This window comes from Oceanobacillus sp. B139/18 (genome assembly GCF_055524595.1).
The window spans coordinates 23,347-39,699 of record NZ_JBVFXI010000009.1 but is presented as its reverse complement, the minus strand read 5'-3'; the positions used below and the strand labels follow the sequence as shown (position 1 = coordinate 39,699).

The 16,353-nt window shown below is 43.0% G+C and carries 14 protein-coding genes and 2 other annotated features; of the genes, 6 read left to right on the top strand and 8 right to left on the bottom strand.

The window, feature by feature from the left end; all coding sequences use genetic code 11:
- Positions 1-151: 151 nt before the first annotated feature.
- From trpA to ACZSMY_RS20330, 8 genes are all read right to left on the bottom strand, one after another.
- Entirely contained in the window at positions 152-928 is a 777-nt protein-coding gene (gene trpA, locus ACZSMY_RS20365) for a tryptophan synthase subunit alpha (protein WP_465148250.1), read from the bottom strand.
- Positions 915-2,126 (bottom strand): tryptophan synthase subunit beta, encoded by a 1,212-nt coding sequence (gene trpB / locus ACZSMY_RS20360; RefSeq protein ID WP_256705740.1) that lies wholly within the window; start codon positions 2,124-2,126, stop codon positions 915-917. Before trpB ends, trpA begins: the two co-directional genes overlap by 14 nt.
- Before the next feature lies 1 nt (position 2,127).
- A complete protein-coding gene (locus ACZSMY_RS20355; protein WP_193065224.1) occupies positions 2,128-2,748 on the bottom strand; it encodes a phosphoribosylanthranilate isomerase in 621 nt (206 codons plus the stop codon).
- Between the two features lies 1 nt (position 2,749).
- Entirely contained in the window at positions 2,750-3,541 is a 792-nt protein-coding gene (gene trpC, locus ACZSMY_RS20350) for an indole-3-glycerol phosphate synthase TrpC (RefSeq protein ID WP_341172625.1), read from the bottom strand.
- Positions 3,542-4,567, bottom strand: coding sequence for an anthranilate phosphoribosyltransferase (gene trpD / locus ACZSMY_RS20345; RefSeq protein ID WP_193065226.1), 1,026 nt, complete (start codon positions 4,565-4,567; stop codon positions 3,542-3,544).
- Complete coding sequence (locus ACZSMY_RS20340; protein WP_193065227.1) at positions 4,564-5,160, bottom strand: anthranilate synthase component II; 597 nt, start codon at positions 5,158-5,160, stop codon at positions 4,564-4,566. Before ACZSMY_RS20340 ends, trpD begins: the two co-directional genes overlap by 4 nt.
- A complete protein-coding gene (gene trpE, locus ACZSMY_RS20335; RefSeq protein ID WP_193065228.1) occupies positions 5,144-6,544 on the bottom strand; it encodes an anthranilate synthase component I in 1,401 nt (466 codons plus the stop codon). Before trpE ends, ACZSMY_RS20340 begins: the two co-directional genes overlap by 17 nt.
- Positions 6,545-6,628: 84 nt before the next feature.
- Positions 6,629-6,886 (bottom strand) — a binding site (T-box leader).
- Positions 6,887-6,928: 42 nt separating this feature from the next.
- Positions 6,929-7,166, bottom strand: a binding site (T-box leader).
- Positions 7,167-7,252: 86 nt separating this feature from the next.
- Positions 7,253-7,801 (bottom strand): nitroreductase family protein, encoded by a 549-nt coding sequence (locus tag ACZSMY_RS20330; RefSeq protein WP_193065229.1) that lies wholly within the window; start codon positions 7,799-7,801, stop codon positions 7,253-7,255.
- A 1,039-nt stretch (positions 7,802-8,840) separates the two neighbouring features.
- Between ACZSMY_RS20330 and ACZSMY_RS20325 the strand changes: the two genes are divergently transcribed.
- From ACZSMY_RS20325 to ACZSMY_RS20300, 6 genes are read left to right on the top strand one after another with little or no spacing between them, the layout of a single operon-like run.
- Positions 8,841-10,214 carry an NAD(P)-dependent oxidoreductase gene (locus ACZSMY_RS20325; RefSeq protein ID WP_455725263.1) on the top strand — a complete coding sequence of 458 codons (1,374 nt, stop codon included), beginning with the start codon at positions 8,841-8,843 and terminating at the stop codon, positions 10,212-10,214.
- Between the two features lie 28 nt (positions 10,215-10,242).
- Positions 10,243-11,511, top strand: coding sequence for an NAD-dependent dihydropyrimidine dehydrogenase subunit PreA (gene preA, locus ACZSMY_RS20320; RefSeq protein WP_465148249.1), 1,269 nt, complete (start codon positions 10,243-10,245; stop codon positions 11,509-11,511).
- Between the two features lie 36 nt (positions 11,512-11,547).
- Complete coding sequence (gene hydA, locus ACZSMY_RS20315) at positions 11,548-12,966, top strand: dihydropyrimidinase (protein WP_212928633.1); 1,419 nt, start codon at positions 11,548-11,550, stop codon at positions 12,964-12,966.
- A 49-nt stretch (positions 12,967-13,015) separates the two neighbouring features.
- Positions 13,016-14,518, top strand: a complete 1,503-nt coding sequence (locus ACZSMY_RS20310; RefSeq protein ID WP_256705741.1) for an NCS1 family transporter — start codon at positions 13,016-13,018, stop codon at positions 14,516-14,518.
- A gap of 32 nt (positions 14,519-14,550) precedes the next feature.
- Positions 14,551-14,769, top strand: coding sequence for a hypothetical protein (locus tag ACZSMY_RS20305; protein WP_256705742.1), 219 nt, complete (start codon positions 14,551-14,553; stop codon positions 14,767-14,769).
- A 17-nt stretch (positions 14,770-14,786) separates the two neighbouring features.
- Positions 14,787-16,022, top strand: coding sequence for a Zn-dependent hydrolase (locus ACZSMY_RS20300; protein ID WP_256705743.1), 1,236 nt, complete (start codon positions 14,787-14,789; stop codon positions 16,020-16,022).
- Positions 16,023-16,353: the final 331 nt, after the last annotated feature.

The following is a 16,353-nucleotide window of genomic DNA, read 5'->3' as shown; positions in this document are numbered from 1 at the left end:
TCAATGCAAACATACATTTATTGCAATGGAGCAGTCAAAAAGCGCCCGATTTGATTGTTTGCTCCATCATGGAGAGAGAAAACGCCGATAAAGATCCAGATTCACTTAATTGCGTAGAAGCCCCAAAACACCTGATAAATAAAGTTTCATTTTATCGCACGGTTTCACCGATCAATTCTTTGATTTCCGTTTGCTTTCCTTCCGCAAATAAGTGAACGATTTTACTGCCGACAATGACACCGTCACAATAAGCGGCTAACGATTTTGCCTGTTCTGGATTAGAAATGCCAAATCCGGCTAAGACGGGAACGCTGCTTAAAGCGGTTAGTTTCTTCAAGTAGTCCAATGTATTTTTATCATGCTGCTGACGCTCTCCGGTTGTTCCGTTCACGGAAACAGCATATAGAAAACCTTCTGAGTCCTGTGCAATTTTCTCCAGACGCTCATCCGGGCTGGTCATCGCAGCTAAACGGATAAAGGCAATGGATTGATTAGATAGCGCAGCTGCAATATCTTCTTCCTCTTCCATTGGAATATCTGGAATAATAATACCATCTACCCCCGCAGTATCACAGTCTTTGGCGAATTGCTCGTAGCCGTATTTCCAAATAGGATTAATATAGGTCATCAAAATAATTGGAATGTTTCGTGATTCTTTTTGTTTTCTGACCTCAACAAGAACCAGCTTTAGCGTGGTTCCTTCCTGTAATGCACGCAGTCCGGCATCCTGAATTACAGGACCATCAGCTACTGGGTCAGAAAAAGGAATACCTAATTCAATTGCAGACGCACCGCATTCTTCCAGAAATTGAATGCGTTCATTGATTTGGCTGATTCCTCCGTCACCAGCCATCATATAAGGAATGAACAGAGGCTTTCCTGTTGCTTTTAATTCATTTAATGTATTTTCTAGTTTATGCTTCCCCATCGGAATTCTCCTCCAGCTTTGCTTTGACTTGTTCTACATCTTTGTCTCCACGTCCGGACAGACAGATAACTAACGATTGCTCCGGAGACATTTCCTTTGCAAGCTTACATGCATAGGAAACAGCATGTGCGCTCTCCAGAGCAGGAATAATTCCTTCTAATTTTGCAAGCAGCTGAAAGGCTTCCAATGCTTCCTCATCTGTAATAGAAGGATAGGTTACCCGGCCAGTATCATGCAAGTGACTGTGCTCCGGTCCAATGCCTGGATAGTCTAATCCGGCAGAGATAGAGGCAGCTTCTTGAATTTGGCCTGCTTCATCCTGCAATAAATAAGTAAACGTGCCATGCAGCATGCCTGGAGAACCGCCTGTTAGCGTAGCTGCGTGCTCATTGGTAGTAACGCCTTTCCCTGCAGCTTCGACACCGTACAAAGCAACTTCCTTATCATCGACAAAAGGATAGAACATGCCCATGGCGTTGCTGCCGCCGCCAACGCAAGCTACGACTGCGTCTGGCAGCTTTCCTTGTTTTTCAAGGCTTTGCTGTTTTGTTTCTGCGCCGATCACTGATTGAAAGTCCCGTACAATGCGAGGGAAAGGATGCGGGCCTACCACAGAGCCGATAATATAATGGGTGTCGTGGACATTATTCACCCAATAGCGCAATGCTTCATTTACTGCATCCTTTAAGGTTGCACTGCCTTGAGAGACTCCGACCACTTTTGCTCCTAACAGCTCCATACGAAAAACGTTAAGCTTCTGTCGCTTAATATCTTCCGCACCCATAAAAACGATGCACTCTAAACCAAGCAGAGAACAGACGGTTGCTGTAGCTACGCCATGCTGGCCGGCTCCGGTTTCAGCGACGACTTTCTTTTTGCCCATTCGTAAAGTCAGGAGCGCCTGGCCGATCGTGTTATTGATTTTATGTGCACCAGTATGGTTAAGGTCTTCCCGTTTTAGATAGATCTTTGGACCGCCTACATGTTTGCTTAATTGTTCTGCTTCATATAGCGGTGTCGTTCTGCCAATGTATTCTGTCAGATAATTATTTAATTCCTCCTGAAAAGAGGGATCATTTTTTGCTGCTTCATAAGCTTCTTCAAGCTCTAAGACAGCTGGCATAAGTAATTCCGGCACATATCTGCCGCCGAATTTACCGTATTTTCCTGATTTGTCTGGGAATGTATATGATTGCATGTTATCGATTCCTTTCTACAGTTGTTCGTTTTGCTTCCTGAATAAAAGCTTTTATTTTATCTGGGTCTTTCCTTCCATCCGTTTCCACGCCGCTGGAAACATCCACGGCAATCGGTTTTACCTGCTGAATGGCTTTAGCGACATTTTCCGGTGTCAGTCCGCCAGCTAAAATGAGCCGTTCGGAAAACGTATTTCCTTTTAATGTAGACCAGTTAAATGTAACCCCGTTTCCTCCATGCGCATGGGGCAGGGGAGGACTATCCATCAGCAGGTAAGCAGCATCATATTGCGCTGCTTGTTTAACACCTTCTTCTGTGCCAGGAAGTGATTTAATAACAGGAAAGGTAAAGCTGCTGACAGCTTCAGGAGATTCTTCTCCATGCAGCTGTATAAAATCGAGTCCCGTTTCCCGAGCAATTTTTTCTATTTCCTTCTTATCTTTGTTGACGAAAACGCCGACACTTTTTACGTGTTCCGGCAATGCTGCGATAATGTTGGCTGCCTGCTCCACGGATACTTCCCGTTTGCTTTTGGCAAAAACAAAGCCTAAAAAATCTGCTCCGGCACGGGCAGCAATTTCTGCTGTCTCCGGAGATGTGATTCCACAGATTTTGACAAGCATATCAGGAAGCTCCTTTCGTGGAAGAGAGGGGTACCTGCAAGGCCTGCATGTCTGTTTCCACATGATTGGAGCGCATTAATGTTTCCCCGACCAAAATCGTATTAGCCCCGGCATCTCTTGCCAGTTCGGCATCCTCTTTCGTACGCATGCCGCTTTCAGAAATAATGGTAAGCTCTCCTTTATCGATTTGCTGCACAAGCTCCGCCGTTGTTTGTAAATCGACTTCAAAGGTTTTTAAATTACGGTTGTTGATTCCGATAATTTTCGGATTCACTGTCAGGGCGTCCTTTAATTCATCCGCATTATGCACCTCGCAAAGCACTTCCAGCCCTTGCTCTGTTGCATAGTTGTAAAGACGCTGGAATCGTTCCAGCGGCAGCGCGGCAAGAATTAATAAGATAATGGAAGCTCCTGCATTTTTCGCATCGTCAATTTGTATTTCATCAATCATAAAATCCTTACAGAGAACAGGGACGGAGACTGCTTCACTTACTGCTTGGAGATCATCTAATGAACCGTGAAAAAAACTTTCATCGGTTAAAACAGAAATAGCAGCCGCCCCAGACTGTTCATATTGCTTTGCCTGTTTCAGTATATCGACGTCCATTTGAATTGCCCCTTTGGAAGGGGAAGCCCGTTTGATTTCAGCAATAATTGCTATATGATCAGCTGCTTGAACATTTTGATGGAGAGAGTAAATTGGATTTTTTCGCGTATGCTTTCCGGCTGCTTGTAATTTACGTTCCGCAACCTCCTGCTTTTTCTTATCAATAATTTTTTCTAAAAACGTCATTTATACCACCTCTTGTTTTGCTTCCTGGCTATAGTCGACCAATGTATCTAATTTTGCTTTGGCATTTCCAGAGAATACGCTGTGTCTGGCAATTTCCATCCCATCCTTCACGGAATCCACACGCCCGATGGCGAATAAAGCAATCGCTGTATTAAATAGAACGGTATCCAGATAAGCTCCCGGTTCTCCATTTAATACAGAAAGCAAAATTTCTGCATTCCGTTTTGCATCGCCGCCTTCAATCTCTTGGTTGGTATAGACGGAAAGACCGACCTCTTCCGGATGGATGCTGCCTGCTTTTAATTCATTGTTCTCCAGTAAAATATAGTTGTTTTCCCCCTGCAGAGAGGCTTCATCCATTCCGCCCGCTCCATGAATAACTAACGCACGCTTCCGGCCGAGCGTTTGCAGAGATTTTGCTACAATCGGCAAGGCATCATTTGAATACACGCCAACCAGCTGGGAATGCAAAGCAACCGGATTAGTTAGTGGGCCGACCAAATTAAAAATGGTCGGCGTCCGAAGCTTCTGACGTACACCGGCAATCTGCTTCAATGTAGGATGAACATGCTGGGCGAATAAAAAGGCGATTTGATTTTCCTGCAGCATATATTTCATTTGCGACTTGGTTAAATCAAGTGAAACACCAAGCTCTTCTAATACATCAGCACTTCCAGTTTGGCTGGAGATGCGGCGGTTTCCGTGCTTCGCAACTGTAATGCCGGCGCCGGCTAAGACAAATGCTGCACAGGTGCTGATATTGAAGCTGTTTGATCTGTCTCCTCCTGTTCCGCAGTTGTCCATTGCCGGAAGTTCCAACTCAAATTGAAAAGGTGAATTGGTATGGATTACTTCTGCTAAGCCGGCCAGTTCTTCTGCTGTCGGCTGCTTCATTTTTAAAGCTACTAAAATAGCGGAAAGCTCTGTATCGGAAACTTCCTCCTGGAAACAAGCATTAAATAATGCCTTTGTTTCTTCAAATGATAAGTCTGTTCCTTCAAGTAATTGATTAAAATACGGTTTCATTGGGGTACCTCCTCCTTTTGCTTCGTCAATTTCTCAACAAAGTGAGAAATAATCTGTTTTCCATCCAGCGTTCCAATCGATTCCGGATGGAATTGCAGTCCGTAAACAGGATATGTCTGATGGGTCACGCTCATAATTTCATCATCATCTAAAGCTGTTGCAGTGATACGCAGTTCGGATGGTACCGAGATATGCTCCGCTGCAAGAGAGTGGTATCGCATGACTTCAACCGGGTTGCTGAGCCCTTGGAACAGCCCGGAGTTATCATGGTGAATCAGCGATGTTTTTCCGTGCTTAATGGTAGATGCCTGAATAACTCTGCCGCCCAGGGCCTCCATAATTACTTGATGCCCTAAGCAGATTCCCAGTATCGGCAGCTTTTTATAAAAAGCCTGCACAATCTGGATGCAATTTCCGGCGTCCTTTGGAGAACCCGGTCCAGGCGAGATGATAATGGCTTTTGGTTCTAATTTTTCAATGGTTTTGACAGTCACTTCATCATTGCGGATCACTTCCACATGTACGCCGCATTCGGAAACATATTGGTACAGGTTATATGTGAAAGAATCATAATTATCAATTAATAGAATCAAGTTCAGGCACCTCCATAAATGATCTTCCTTTGTTAATGGTTTCCATATATTCATTGAATGGAACGGAATCATATACGAGACCGGCTCCAGATTGAAAATAAGCTCTGTAGTTCTTGATAACAATCGAGCGGATAGCGAGTGCAATATGCACATCATGTTCAAAGTTGATAAAACCGATTCCGCCGGCATAAGGACCGCGCTTTACGGTTTCCAGTTCATTAATGATTTGCATTGCCCTTATTTTCGGTGCGCCCGATACGGTCCCGGCTGGCAGACAGGAGATAAGTGCGTCAATCCCTGAATAATCCGGGCGCAAGGTTCCGGTTACTTCGGAAACAATATGCATTACATGCTGGTAACGCTCAATCGTCATATAAACGGGAATCTCAATACTGCCGACCTCACAGACACGACCTAAATCATTTCTGCTTAAGTCGACTAACATCCGGTGTTCGGCCCGTTCTTTTTCATCGGCAAGCAGTTCCTCTGCGAGTGCCTGATCCTCCAACTCGTTCTGTCCGCGTTTTCTTGTTCCGGCAATCGGATTGGTGACAACGTGGCTGCCCTTGGTTTCTATCAAGCTTTCTGGAGAAGCCCCGAGTACGGTGTAATCTTGAAAATCAATGTAAAACATGTAAGGGGAGGCATTATGTCTCCTTAATTGTTCGTAAAAAGAAAGACCAAACTCTCTCTCATTTTCCACCTCTCTTGAAAAACGCTGGGATAAAACAACCTGAAAAATTTCCCCTTTTTGCAAATAATCCTTTGCAATCTGCACGTTCTCTTCAAATTTCTGCTGATCCATTTCCGGTATAAAAGCATATGTCTGCGGAACAGGAAGTTCGGTTTTTCTTGCCTGATCAACATACTGTTTCAGCCTTTGAATACGCTGTTCGCGATTTTCTTCTGTTCCGCTGTTCCGGTCTATCGCAACAAAGTGCAGTTTGTTTTCCTCGTGGTCAAAAATAATTGTATCTTCAAAAAGCATGAAATGAATATCCGGCATATTCCGGTCATCAAAAGGTGCTGGACCGATATCTTCAAAAGCCTGAATCGTATCATAGCCAATATAACCAATCGCTCCGCCATAGAAGGGAAGGGAAAGAGATAAATCAAGCGTCGGCATCGTTTCTTGTAAGAAATGCAATGCGTGCTGATGAACAACCAGCGGTTCTACATGGGAAGCACTGATTAGCGTTGTTTCTTTTCCACGCCCAATGATTTCTTGATAAGGATGAAGGCCGATAAAGGAATAGCGTCCTTTTTCTTCGTGTGGAAAGCTGCTTTCCAACAGATATTTTTTTGCTTTCGGCAAGCTTTGAAAAACCTGAATAGGAATTAATCTATCGATGGAATACGTTTGATGCGTTACCTGTGCCGTCATGATTTCTCTCTCCTTTATAGTTGAAAATTCTGTAAATCATATTTAAGAAATAAAAAAGTCCTCTATAAACACAGTTATGTGCTTATAGAGGACGATAGGGCCGCGGTGCCACCTCTGTTAGAAAGATTCATCTTTCCATCTTTATCAGGTACAGGAAATGTCCGATACCCTATCCGTGTAACGTCGGAAATACGTTTTTTCCTACTCCATTTGCCAGCGGGCATTTTTCGGAAAAACACTCTGAAGTCCATTCAATAATTCCTGCATACTGATATTCCACCAAGCTATCAGCTCTCTGTTATGCATGAAAAATTATTTACTACTCTTCATCATCGTTTGTAATATATTGTCTCATAAAAATCAAAAAGGCCCCTCATCCATATATAAAAGGACGAGGGACCGTGGTACCACCTTTATTAGCTGACGTGCAGCTCACTCTAAAAGAAGATTACTATCTTCTAAGTTTCCATAACGAGAAACCATTCCGCCAAAGCCTACTCCGATATTGTTTCGGTTTGGAGCTCCGAAGTCCATTCATTACAAGGATACTCACTGATTCACAGCAGCCATCAGCTCTCTTTAGAGTTCACCTGTAATTACTCTTCTTCATCAACGCCACTTCATTTAATTGATTGAAATCTATACTAAACGAAAGGACAGGAGGTTGTCAATAGATTTATAGAAAAAAGGTGAAATTATCTGATTTTCCTATCCTTCAAATACTTCAAATTTATCTGCCAACGGGATACGTTCTTTCTCTTCGGGTACTTCGTCAAAGTAACCCATGTGAATAAAACCGGCAATTTTTTCGTTTTCCTTCACACCGAGAATGTCTTTTACTTTTTCATCATAGATATGCGGATTTGTTTTCCAGACAATACCTAGCTTTTCTTCCCATGCCAGCAGCCAAAAATTCTGGATCATTGCGGAAACAGCACCAAAATTCTCATCCCATTGTTTGGGGATATCGGAGGTTTCCATAATGACGACTAGAATAGCATTTGGCTCGTTCAGATAATTTTCTCGATTTTCCTGTCTTTCTTCAGGATATGTAGATGCAATTTTTTTGGCAAAGCTGGGAAGGTGATCCTTGTCAACGAACAGAAAGCGCCAAGGCTGTCTCATTCCATGGGTAGGGGCCCAGATTGATTCCTCTAATAATTGCATAACTGTTTCTTTGGTCACTTTTTTATTATTATATCCTGTTTTGACAGCACGGCGTTCCCGAATTAATCTTGCAAGTTCTGTTCTACTCATGAAATAAACTCCTATACAATTTAATTGATAATTATTATCAATTAAATTGTACCGAATTTATAAAATTTTTGCAAATGAATTTTTAACCGTGTGTTTAAAGAACCGCCAGTATTTCTAAAAATAATTACAGTTCGCCTAAAAATAATAACGACTATTTTACCATTTGTCCAATGAATGGGAATATTGTAAATTTTATAATATTAAATAGGTGTTTAAAATTCAGCAGATATACGTTTTACTCATTTTTATTTTACCTCACACTATCTTTGCCCTCTATAAAATCGGCGCGAATTCTAATAACTCGACTTTCATACCTAAAAATAAGCATATATATCTTGCTATTCCAGGGGGAACGTGTTCTCCATTATCATGCTTGCATTTTGGTGAAATATCCGGTCTTTTTGGAATTGGTGATGGTGCATAGCTCCGCTCCGGCCAACCACTCCGCTTTCCATGGGGACGGCTTCAGCTAACTTGAAAAGAAACCCGCTTTTCAAGTGGATCTTCAGCTCGCCCTGTTCCTATAGGAGTCTGCGTGGTTGGCCTGCGCTCTGATAGGGTTCTACAGCGAATGAAAGAAATAAGATTTTAATGAGCTGAATGAAATAGCAGCTTTCGTCTGAACAATCCAATCATGACAGGATGGATATGAAATACAGGGAATCGCTTCGAAGCACAGAAAGTAATCTTGGTCGAACATTTTACCATACAGCATGAAAAATATGTTCTATCTGATTAAACTTCTGTTTGGTGAGTTGTTTTTTCACGTATAGAATACCCTACTAGCGGAGGCGGACCGGTGCTTTACACTTCGCCTTCTATATCTTTGTCAAGGGGGTTATCGAAGGAACAATCAACTCCTGTTTCTATAGAAATGACGTTACTTTTTAGGTGCGAAAGTTGAGTTAATAATTAGTTTTTAGAAAAACCCCTGCTTTTGTTGAAATGGTAATTTACTGAGAGCTTGCCACATAAGTATATAATAACTTTCTATTTTAATTAATCTTTTTTGAAATGTATTTTAAAGGAGGTTTGTTTCTTGAGTGATTTATTAAAGAATTTTATATCTGGTGAGGTGCTTACAGCGAATTTTGAGGAAACGAAACCAAGCTTTAATTCCCAAGAGGCATTGGATGAAGCGAATCGCTGCTTATATTGTTATGATGCGCCTTGTATTACTGCATGTCCGACAGGGATTGATATTCCGGGATTTATTAAAAAAATTGCTTCTGGGAACTTGAAGGGCTCTGCAACAACAATTATGGATTCCAATCCGGTTGGAGCTAGCTGCGCCCGAGTCTGCCCGACAGAAGAATTATGTGAAGGAGCTTGTGTCCTGAATGACGCTACGAAGCCCATTCCTATTGGGGATTTGCAGCGATTTGCGACAGATTGGGCAATTAAAAATGAAGCGGTTCTCTTTCAAGCTGGCAAAAAGAATGGAAAAACAGTCGCTGTCGTTGGAAGCGGTCCTGCTGGCTTATCAACAGCCCGCGAATTAGCCCGGCTAGGCTATACAGTAACTATTTTTGAAGCAAAAAGGGAAGCGGGAGGGTTAGATACATTTGGAATTGTTCCCTTTCGTTTGCCTAAGGATATCTCCTTCTGGGAAGTAGAGCAAGTGAGAAATTTAGGTGTAGAAATACGAACGAATACGGAAATTGGCAAGGATATTTTTCCGGCGGATCTTATTGATCAATATGATGCGGTGGTGCTTGCTGTTGGAATGTCCAAAGTTCCAATGCTTGGAATAGAAGGGGAAGAATTAGAGGGGAACTTCGATGCCATTGATTTAGTGGAAAGATCAAAAAATGGGAATTATCCAGAGGATTTTATCGGAAAGCGTGTTGCGGTCATCGGGGCAGGAAATACAGCGATTGATGGAGCTACGACATCAGTCAGACTTGGCGCGGATAACGTAAAGATACTTTACCGCAGAACGGAAGCGGAAATGACTGCTTATGATTTTGAATATGAGTTTGCCAAACAGGAGGGCGTGGAATTTAGATGGCTTACCAATCCGAAACGTCTTATCGGTGATGAAAATGGTCATGTAACACAAATGGAGTGCGTACAAATGGAATTACAAGAGACTGAGAAGGATGGAAGGCCTCGGCCAGTGGAAATTGAAGGATCTGAATTCTTAATGGATATTGATATCGTAGTGAAGGCTATCGGACAAACGAGGCATCAGGGAATCATTGAGGCCTTTGGTCTGGAGCATAGTGGAGGCGTTGTGAAGGTTGATCCGGAAACGTTTATAACGTCTCATCCCAAAGTATATGCTGCAGGAGATGTGATTTTTGGAAAAGGAATTGGAGAAGCAATGGTGGTGACGGCTGCTCAGCAGGGAAAGGATACAGCGCTGGCGGTCCATGAGCGTTTCAAGCAATCTGTAACAGAAAGATCTTAAAAGACATTTCAAGATTAGGAGGATGAAAATGGCTGATATAAGTATTGATTTCGCTGGAATCAAATCACCTAATCCGTACTGGCTGGCATCTGCGCCCCCGACCAATACCGGGTATCAAGTACAGCGTGCCTTTGAAGCTGGGTGGGGAGGAGCAGTATGGAAAACATTGGGTGAGCCTATATTAAATGTCACCTCCCGCTTTGGTGCAAGTCACTTTAACGGGCAGCGGGTTGCCGGTTTTAACAATATAGAGCTGATTTCCGATCGTCCATTGGAGGAAAACTTAAAGGAAATCTATGAAACGAAAAAGTTATATCCAGACCGGGTAATTATTGCTTCTTTAATGGTAGAACCCGAGCGGGAAAAATGGCATGAGATTGTAAAGAGAGTGCAGGATGTTGGAGTGGAGGGGTTTGAATTAAATCTTGGCTGTCCTCATGGGATGTCTGAAAGAGGGATGGGTGCAGCTGTTGGTCAGCATCCGGATCTGGTAGAAAGAACTACGATGTATGCCAAAGAAGCGGCAGAGGTTCCGGTTATCACGAAGCTCACGCCAAATATTACGGACATAACAGCAACCGCAAAAGCTGCTGCTCGGGGCGGGGCAGATGCCATCAGCTTAATTAATACAATCAATAGTTTGATAGGGGTAGATTTAGATACTTGGAACACGGTTCCAAATGTGAATGGAAAAGGAGCGCATGGCGGGTATTGCGGACCGGCAGTGAAGCCGATTGCCTTAAATATGGTCGGAGAATGCGCAAGAAATCCGGAAGTTAATATTCCGATATCCGGAATTGGCGGGATTTCTACGTGGCAGGATACCGTGGAATTTATGCTGATGGGAGCCGGCGGTGTGCAAGTATGTACCGCAGCAATGCATCATGGATTTCGGATTATTGAGGATTTAACAGAGGGGCTGGAAAATTATTTAGATGAAAAAGGGATAGATGCTTTAAGCGACATCATCGGAAAATCTGTGGAAAAGTACACAGACTGGAGCAATCTGGATTTAAATCATAAAGTGGTGGCCCGTATTAACAATGATGTCTGCATTAATTGTAATAAATGCCATATTGCCTGTGAAGATACGTCTCATCAGTGTATCGACATGCTTACAGATAAAGATGGAAATGCTATTTTACGTGTAAGAGAGGAGGACTGTGTCGGGTGTAATCTATGTTCGATTGTTTGTCCGGTAGAGGGAGCAATCGACATGATTGATTTGACACCAACGGAACCGCCGATGTCCTGGAATGACCGCCAGGCAGCAATTCATATGCTTGAGAAACGCTAATTGCGAGACTTTAGATTTTTACTGGAGGAATCGAAAATGAAAAAAATTATTAAAAATGGAACGATTGTTACAGCAGCAGACATATATCAAGCGGATGTGTTGATTGAAGATGAAAAAGTGAAAGCGATTGGACAGGATTTAAGTGATGTGTATGCAGAAGTTATTGATGCAACAGGACTTTACGTTTTTCCTGGAGGCATTGATCCGCATACGCACATGGAAATGCCATTTGGCGGTACAGTAACAAAAGATGATTATGAAAGTGGAACCATTGCTGCTGCGCATGGCGGGACAACAACAATCATTGACTTTTGCTTAACAGAGAAGGGAAAAACATTAAAAAATGCTCTGGAAATTTGGCATGCCAAATCAGAAGGCAGGGCAGTAATCGACTATGGATTTCATTTGCAAATCGTGGAAGCAAACGAACAGATTTTACAGGAGATTCCTGCGGTTATTGAAGAGGAGGGAGTTACTTCCTTTAAAGTATTTATGGCTTATAAAAATGTTTTGCAAGCAGATGATGAAACACTTTTTCAAACCTTAGTAACTGCTAGAGACCACGGTGGATTAGTAATGGTGCATGCTGAGAATGGGGACGTAATTGAACATTTAACGCAAGAAGCATTAAAAGCAGGGAATACCGATCCAATCTATCATGCGTTGACCCGCCCGCCAGAACTGGAGGGGGAAGCCACGGGCCGGGCAGCAAAACTGACTGCGCTGGCTGATTCCCAATTATATGTTGTGCATGTCACCTGTAAAGAAGCGGTAGAGCAAATTGCGGAAGCCAGAAGTAAGGGATTCTCTGTTTATGGGGAAACCTGTCCGCAATATTTGGTACTGGACCAAACCTATTTGGAAAAGCCTGATTTTGAAGGAGCAAAATATGTGTGGTCTCCGCCATTACGTGATAAATCCAATCAGGAAGTGCTGTGGAATGCTCTGAAAAGCGGGGAGCTGCAAACGATAGGCTCCGACCATTGTGCATTTGACTTTGATGGACAAAAGGATTTAGGAAAAGGTGACTTTACCAAGATTCCAAATGGCGGACCATTCGTTGAGGACCGCTTTAGTATTCTATTTTCAGAAGGTGTGAAAAAAGGACGCATTTCTATGAATCAATTTGTAGACATGGTGTCAACGCAAGCAGCGAAACTGTTTGGTTTATTTCCGCAAAAGGGAACGATTGCTCCCGGCACAGATGCAGATATCGTGTTATTCGATCCAAATGTGGAGCGTACGATATCCGCAGGTACACATCATTCCGCCGTTGATTATAGCGCTTTAGAGGGAATGAAGGTAACTGGGCAGCCTGTTACCGTTTTATCGCGCGGGGAGTATGTCATTAAGGATAAAGAGCTGGTTGCTAAACCAGGAGCAGGCAAGTTCTTAAAACGAGCTAAATTTGATTCTGCGCATACGAACAAGCAGGAAACAGCACCTAGAAGTTAATATAAACAATCCATAGCTGCTTGCGGAATGAGAGGGATGAAGCGGCTTTTTGGATTCATCAAAGAGGAGAGAGGCGATTGCATTGCAGGGAAAGGATAAAAGTAATTCCTACTTAAAGTCTCCAGATTTACTTCCGGTGAAGCATGGTGAGCGAAAGATTGGGGTAATGGGATTTTTTGCGATGTGGATAGGAATGGCCATCCTGCTGGCAACTTTTGATATTGGTGCTTCAGGCATCCAGGGTATATCGCTGCCATGGGTGGTTTTAGCTACGTTGATTGGATGTATAGCAATTGGAGCGTTTATTACCATTATTGGTGATATCGGTGTAGAGCATGGTATTTCCTTCCCGGTTTATATGAGGGCGCCGTTTGGAACGGTAGGGACGCATATTCCTTCTTTAACGAGAGCAGTCACGGCATCGTTTTGGTTCGGGATTAACACCTATTTCGGTGCAACAGCGATTAATGCAATACTGCATACGATGTTTGCCGGATTTGATAATTGGCTGTTATGTTACCTTGTTTTTGCGCTTGTCCAGCTTATCAATACTGCTTCCGGCATCAAATGGGTAGAACGCTTTGCAGATGTAGCTGCGCCAATTATTATTGTCATGTCTTTAATTATTTACCAAACACTAAATGCAGATATTCAGGCACAAGGGGCAGATGTCTGGGCCTGGGTAGCAAGTCCGGTAACCGGGGGAGCTGCATTCACGGCATTTATGGTGGTGCTTTTCGCTAATATGGGATTCTGGGCAACACTGGGCTGCGATATCCCGACCATCTCCCGCCATTTCAAAGCTCCTAAGTATGAAAGAAATTGGTTTAAACGGAATAAAACAACCTTAATCGGCAGTCTCGTCGCTCTTCCTCTTACAGAAGCATTTATGATTATGATTGGTGCCGCAGCATTTATTGTTGCCGGGACCTCGAATCCAGTTACAGCACTGCAGGATACCGCATCTGGGTGGATGCTTGCAATGTTACTTTTTATGATAGTTTTGACACAGTGGTCCACGAATACAGCTGCAAATGTATTACCTGCTGCTGCTGTTTTCTCTAATGTCTTAGGTCCAAAAGTTTCCCATGCAGTTGCTGTTTTTGTTGCCGGCATTGTCGGTACGGTCATTCAGCCTTGGAGCGTCTATGAAATACTCACGCAGGTTCTCTTGATTATTGGTGCCATCTTATCCTCGGTCAGCGGTATCCTGTTTGCAGATTACTATTTGCTCCGAAAACGAAGAGTGAATGTTCCTGACTTATATAAGAATAGGGGCCAATATCGCTTTCATGGCGGCGTAAACATCGTTGGCTTTATTTCCTGGGCCATTGGCGGCGCTGTTGCTTTAATCTTTATGAATTATTCGTTTATTGTCGGCTTTATAGTTGCTGCAGCAGTTTACTATGTGCTGACGAAATATTGGTACTTCCACAAATTCCCGCAAGCAGAGATTACGGATCCGGATGATGACAAATATTTAGGAATTACCGTCGGCAGGGATTGGTCGTTAGATGAGGATGCAGAAAAGGAGGAAACAGCTGCCAAATAACAGAATGATTTAGGGGACGAGGAGGTTATTCATTGTCAAGTTATCAAGAATTTTTACAGGAAAAACAGCTTGTTGATGCATGGATGAAAAATAATTATAAAATCACTTCCGTGGTTGGAACATTGGACGGAGATATGGTCGAATTGGAAAAAGAGGGTGTGGCAGAGAAGCAGTCCATCCTGCTTGAGAATGCTGACAGCAGAAAATATATCACGACATTACTAATCAAACATCAGCTGCAAAAACAATAAATGCGGGAGGAGATATAGTGGAAAAACAAAAAATATTCATTCATGGGGAGAGGCTAAAACAAATCGTTGAAGATTTTGCAGATTTCGGGAGAACTGAAAATAATGGTGTAACCCGATTGGCATTATCCGAAACGGATATAAAAGTGAGAAACCATTTTAAAATGGTTTGTGAAGAGCTGGGCCTGACTGTAAAATGGGACGATATGGGAAACATGTATGCAACGCTGGAGGGGAGAGAAAATGATAAGCCACCGGTCGTAATCGGATCACATTTAGATTCCGTGGAAAAAGGAGGCAGGTTTGACGGCGTATTAGGTGTTTTAACTGGGCTTGAGGTAGTGAGAACCTTGGTCGAAAGTAATATCAGACCACGAATTCCAGTGGTTGTGGCGAATATTACAAATGAAGAAGGTGCAAGGTTTGAACCTTCGTTAATGTCCTCGGGAGTCATGTCTGGGAAGTTTGATAAGGGCAACATGCTCCGGTCGGTCGATAAAAACGGGATAACCTTTGCAGAAGCTTTAAAAGAAAGCGGATATGAAGGAAGGAAAGAAAACCGCTTAACAGAGGCAGAAGCTTTTTTAGAGCTGCATATTGAACAAGGTCCAGTATTAGAAAGTGAATCCATTGATATCGGTGTTGTGGAGTGTGTGGTGGGGATGTGCTGCTATGAAATTGAGGTAATTGGTGATTCTGATCACGCAGGAACTACGCCCATGTCCATGAGAAAAGACAGCTTATTTGCTTCTAATAATCTGATTAATGAAATACGGGAGAAAATGAGTAAACTGGATAATGATCTCGTTTACACGATTGGCCGAATGAATGTGAGCCCGAATATCCATACAGTTATCCCGAATAAAGTAATTTTCACGCTGGAGGCACGGCATAAAGAAGCGGCTGTAATCAGCCAAGTGGAAGAAATCATTCAAGGGTTAGCGGAAACGGAGGCCAAAGAAAAATGTGATGTTACAATAAAGAAGCTTTGGGACCGTGATACCGTATGGTTTAATAACAAATTAGTGGACGCTTTAGAGAAGTCCTGTAAATCCCTGAACTGCTCCTATAAACGGATGGCAAGCGGTGCAGGGCATGATGCACAATTTATTGCGACCTATCTGCCGGCTGCCATGATTTTTGTACCAAGCGTTAACGGAAAAAGCCATGCCGAAGATGAATTGACTGCATGGGAAGATTGTGAGCGAGGGGTAAACGTGGTTTTGCAGACTGTTTTGGATTTAACAATGAATTAGATAGTAACAAAAACAGGTAAAGGTTTTTTTCCTTTACCTGTTTTTGTTAAAGAATAAGAAAGCATAAAAAAATGCTGAATATAGCCGCTCCAACGGGTTTCGCGGGGTGAGAAATCTTAGGCCCCAGAAATACACTCCGCTTTCCGTGGGCTCCGAGCTCATCTCCTTTAAAGAAGACTTGCTGATTGGCAAGCCGGCAGGCGCAGACAGAAGCATAGCCGCACTTATGCCCCGTGGGTAGAAAAAAGAAGAACACTTTTTCCTGCGGGGTCTTCCCACTGGGGCTGGGACTGCGATTACTCGTCCCATCAAAACCATCACTAGAATTTGC

What these genes read in the sequence shown, in the direction of transcription:
- trpB (WP_256705740.1), bottom strand. Translation starts at nt 2,126, where the DNA reads ATGCAATCATATACATTCCCAGACAAATCAGGAAAATACGGTAAATTC.
- ACZSMY_RS20355 (WP_193065224.1), bottom strand. Translation starts at nt 2,748, where the DNA reads ATGCTTGTCAAAATCTGTGGAATCACATCTCCGGAGACAGCAGAAATT.
- trpC (WP_341172625.1), bottom strand. Translation starts at nt 3,541, where the DNA reads ATGACGTTTTTAGAAAAAATTATTGATAAGAAAAAGCAGGAGGTTGCG.
- preA (WP_465148249.1), top strand. Translation starts at nt 10,243, where the DNA reads ATGGCTGATATAAGTATTGATTTCGCTGGAATCAAATCACCTAATCCG.
- hydA (WP_212928633.1), top strand. Translation starts at nt 11,548, where the DNA reads ATGAAAAAAATTATTAAAAATGGAACGATTGTTACAGCAGCAGACATA.
- trpE (WP_193065228.1), bottom strand. Translation starts at nt 6,544, where the DNA reads ATGACGGCACAGGTAACGCATCAAACGTATTCCATCGATAGATTAATT.
- trpA (WP_465148250.1), bottom strand. Translation starts at nt 928, where the DNA reads ATGGGGAAGCATAAACTAGAAAATACATTAAATGAATTAAAAGCAACA.
- ACZSMY_RS20330 (WP_193065229.1), bottom strand. Translation starts at nt 7,801, where the DNA reads ATGAGTAGAACAGAACTTGCAAGATTAATTCGGGAACGCCGTGCTGTC.
- trpD (WP_193065226.1), bottom strand. Translation starts at nt 4,567, where the DNA reads ATGAAACCGTATTTTAATCAATTACTTGAAGGAACAGACTTATCATTT.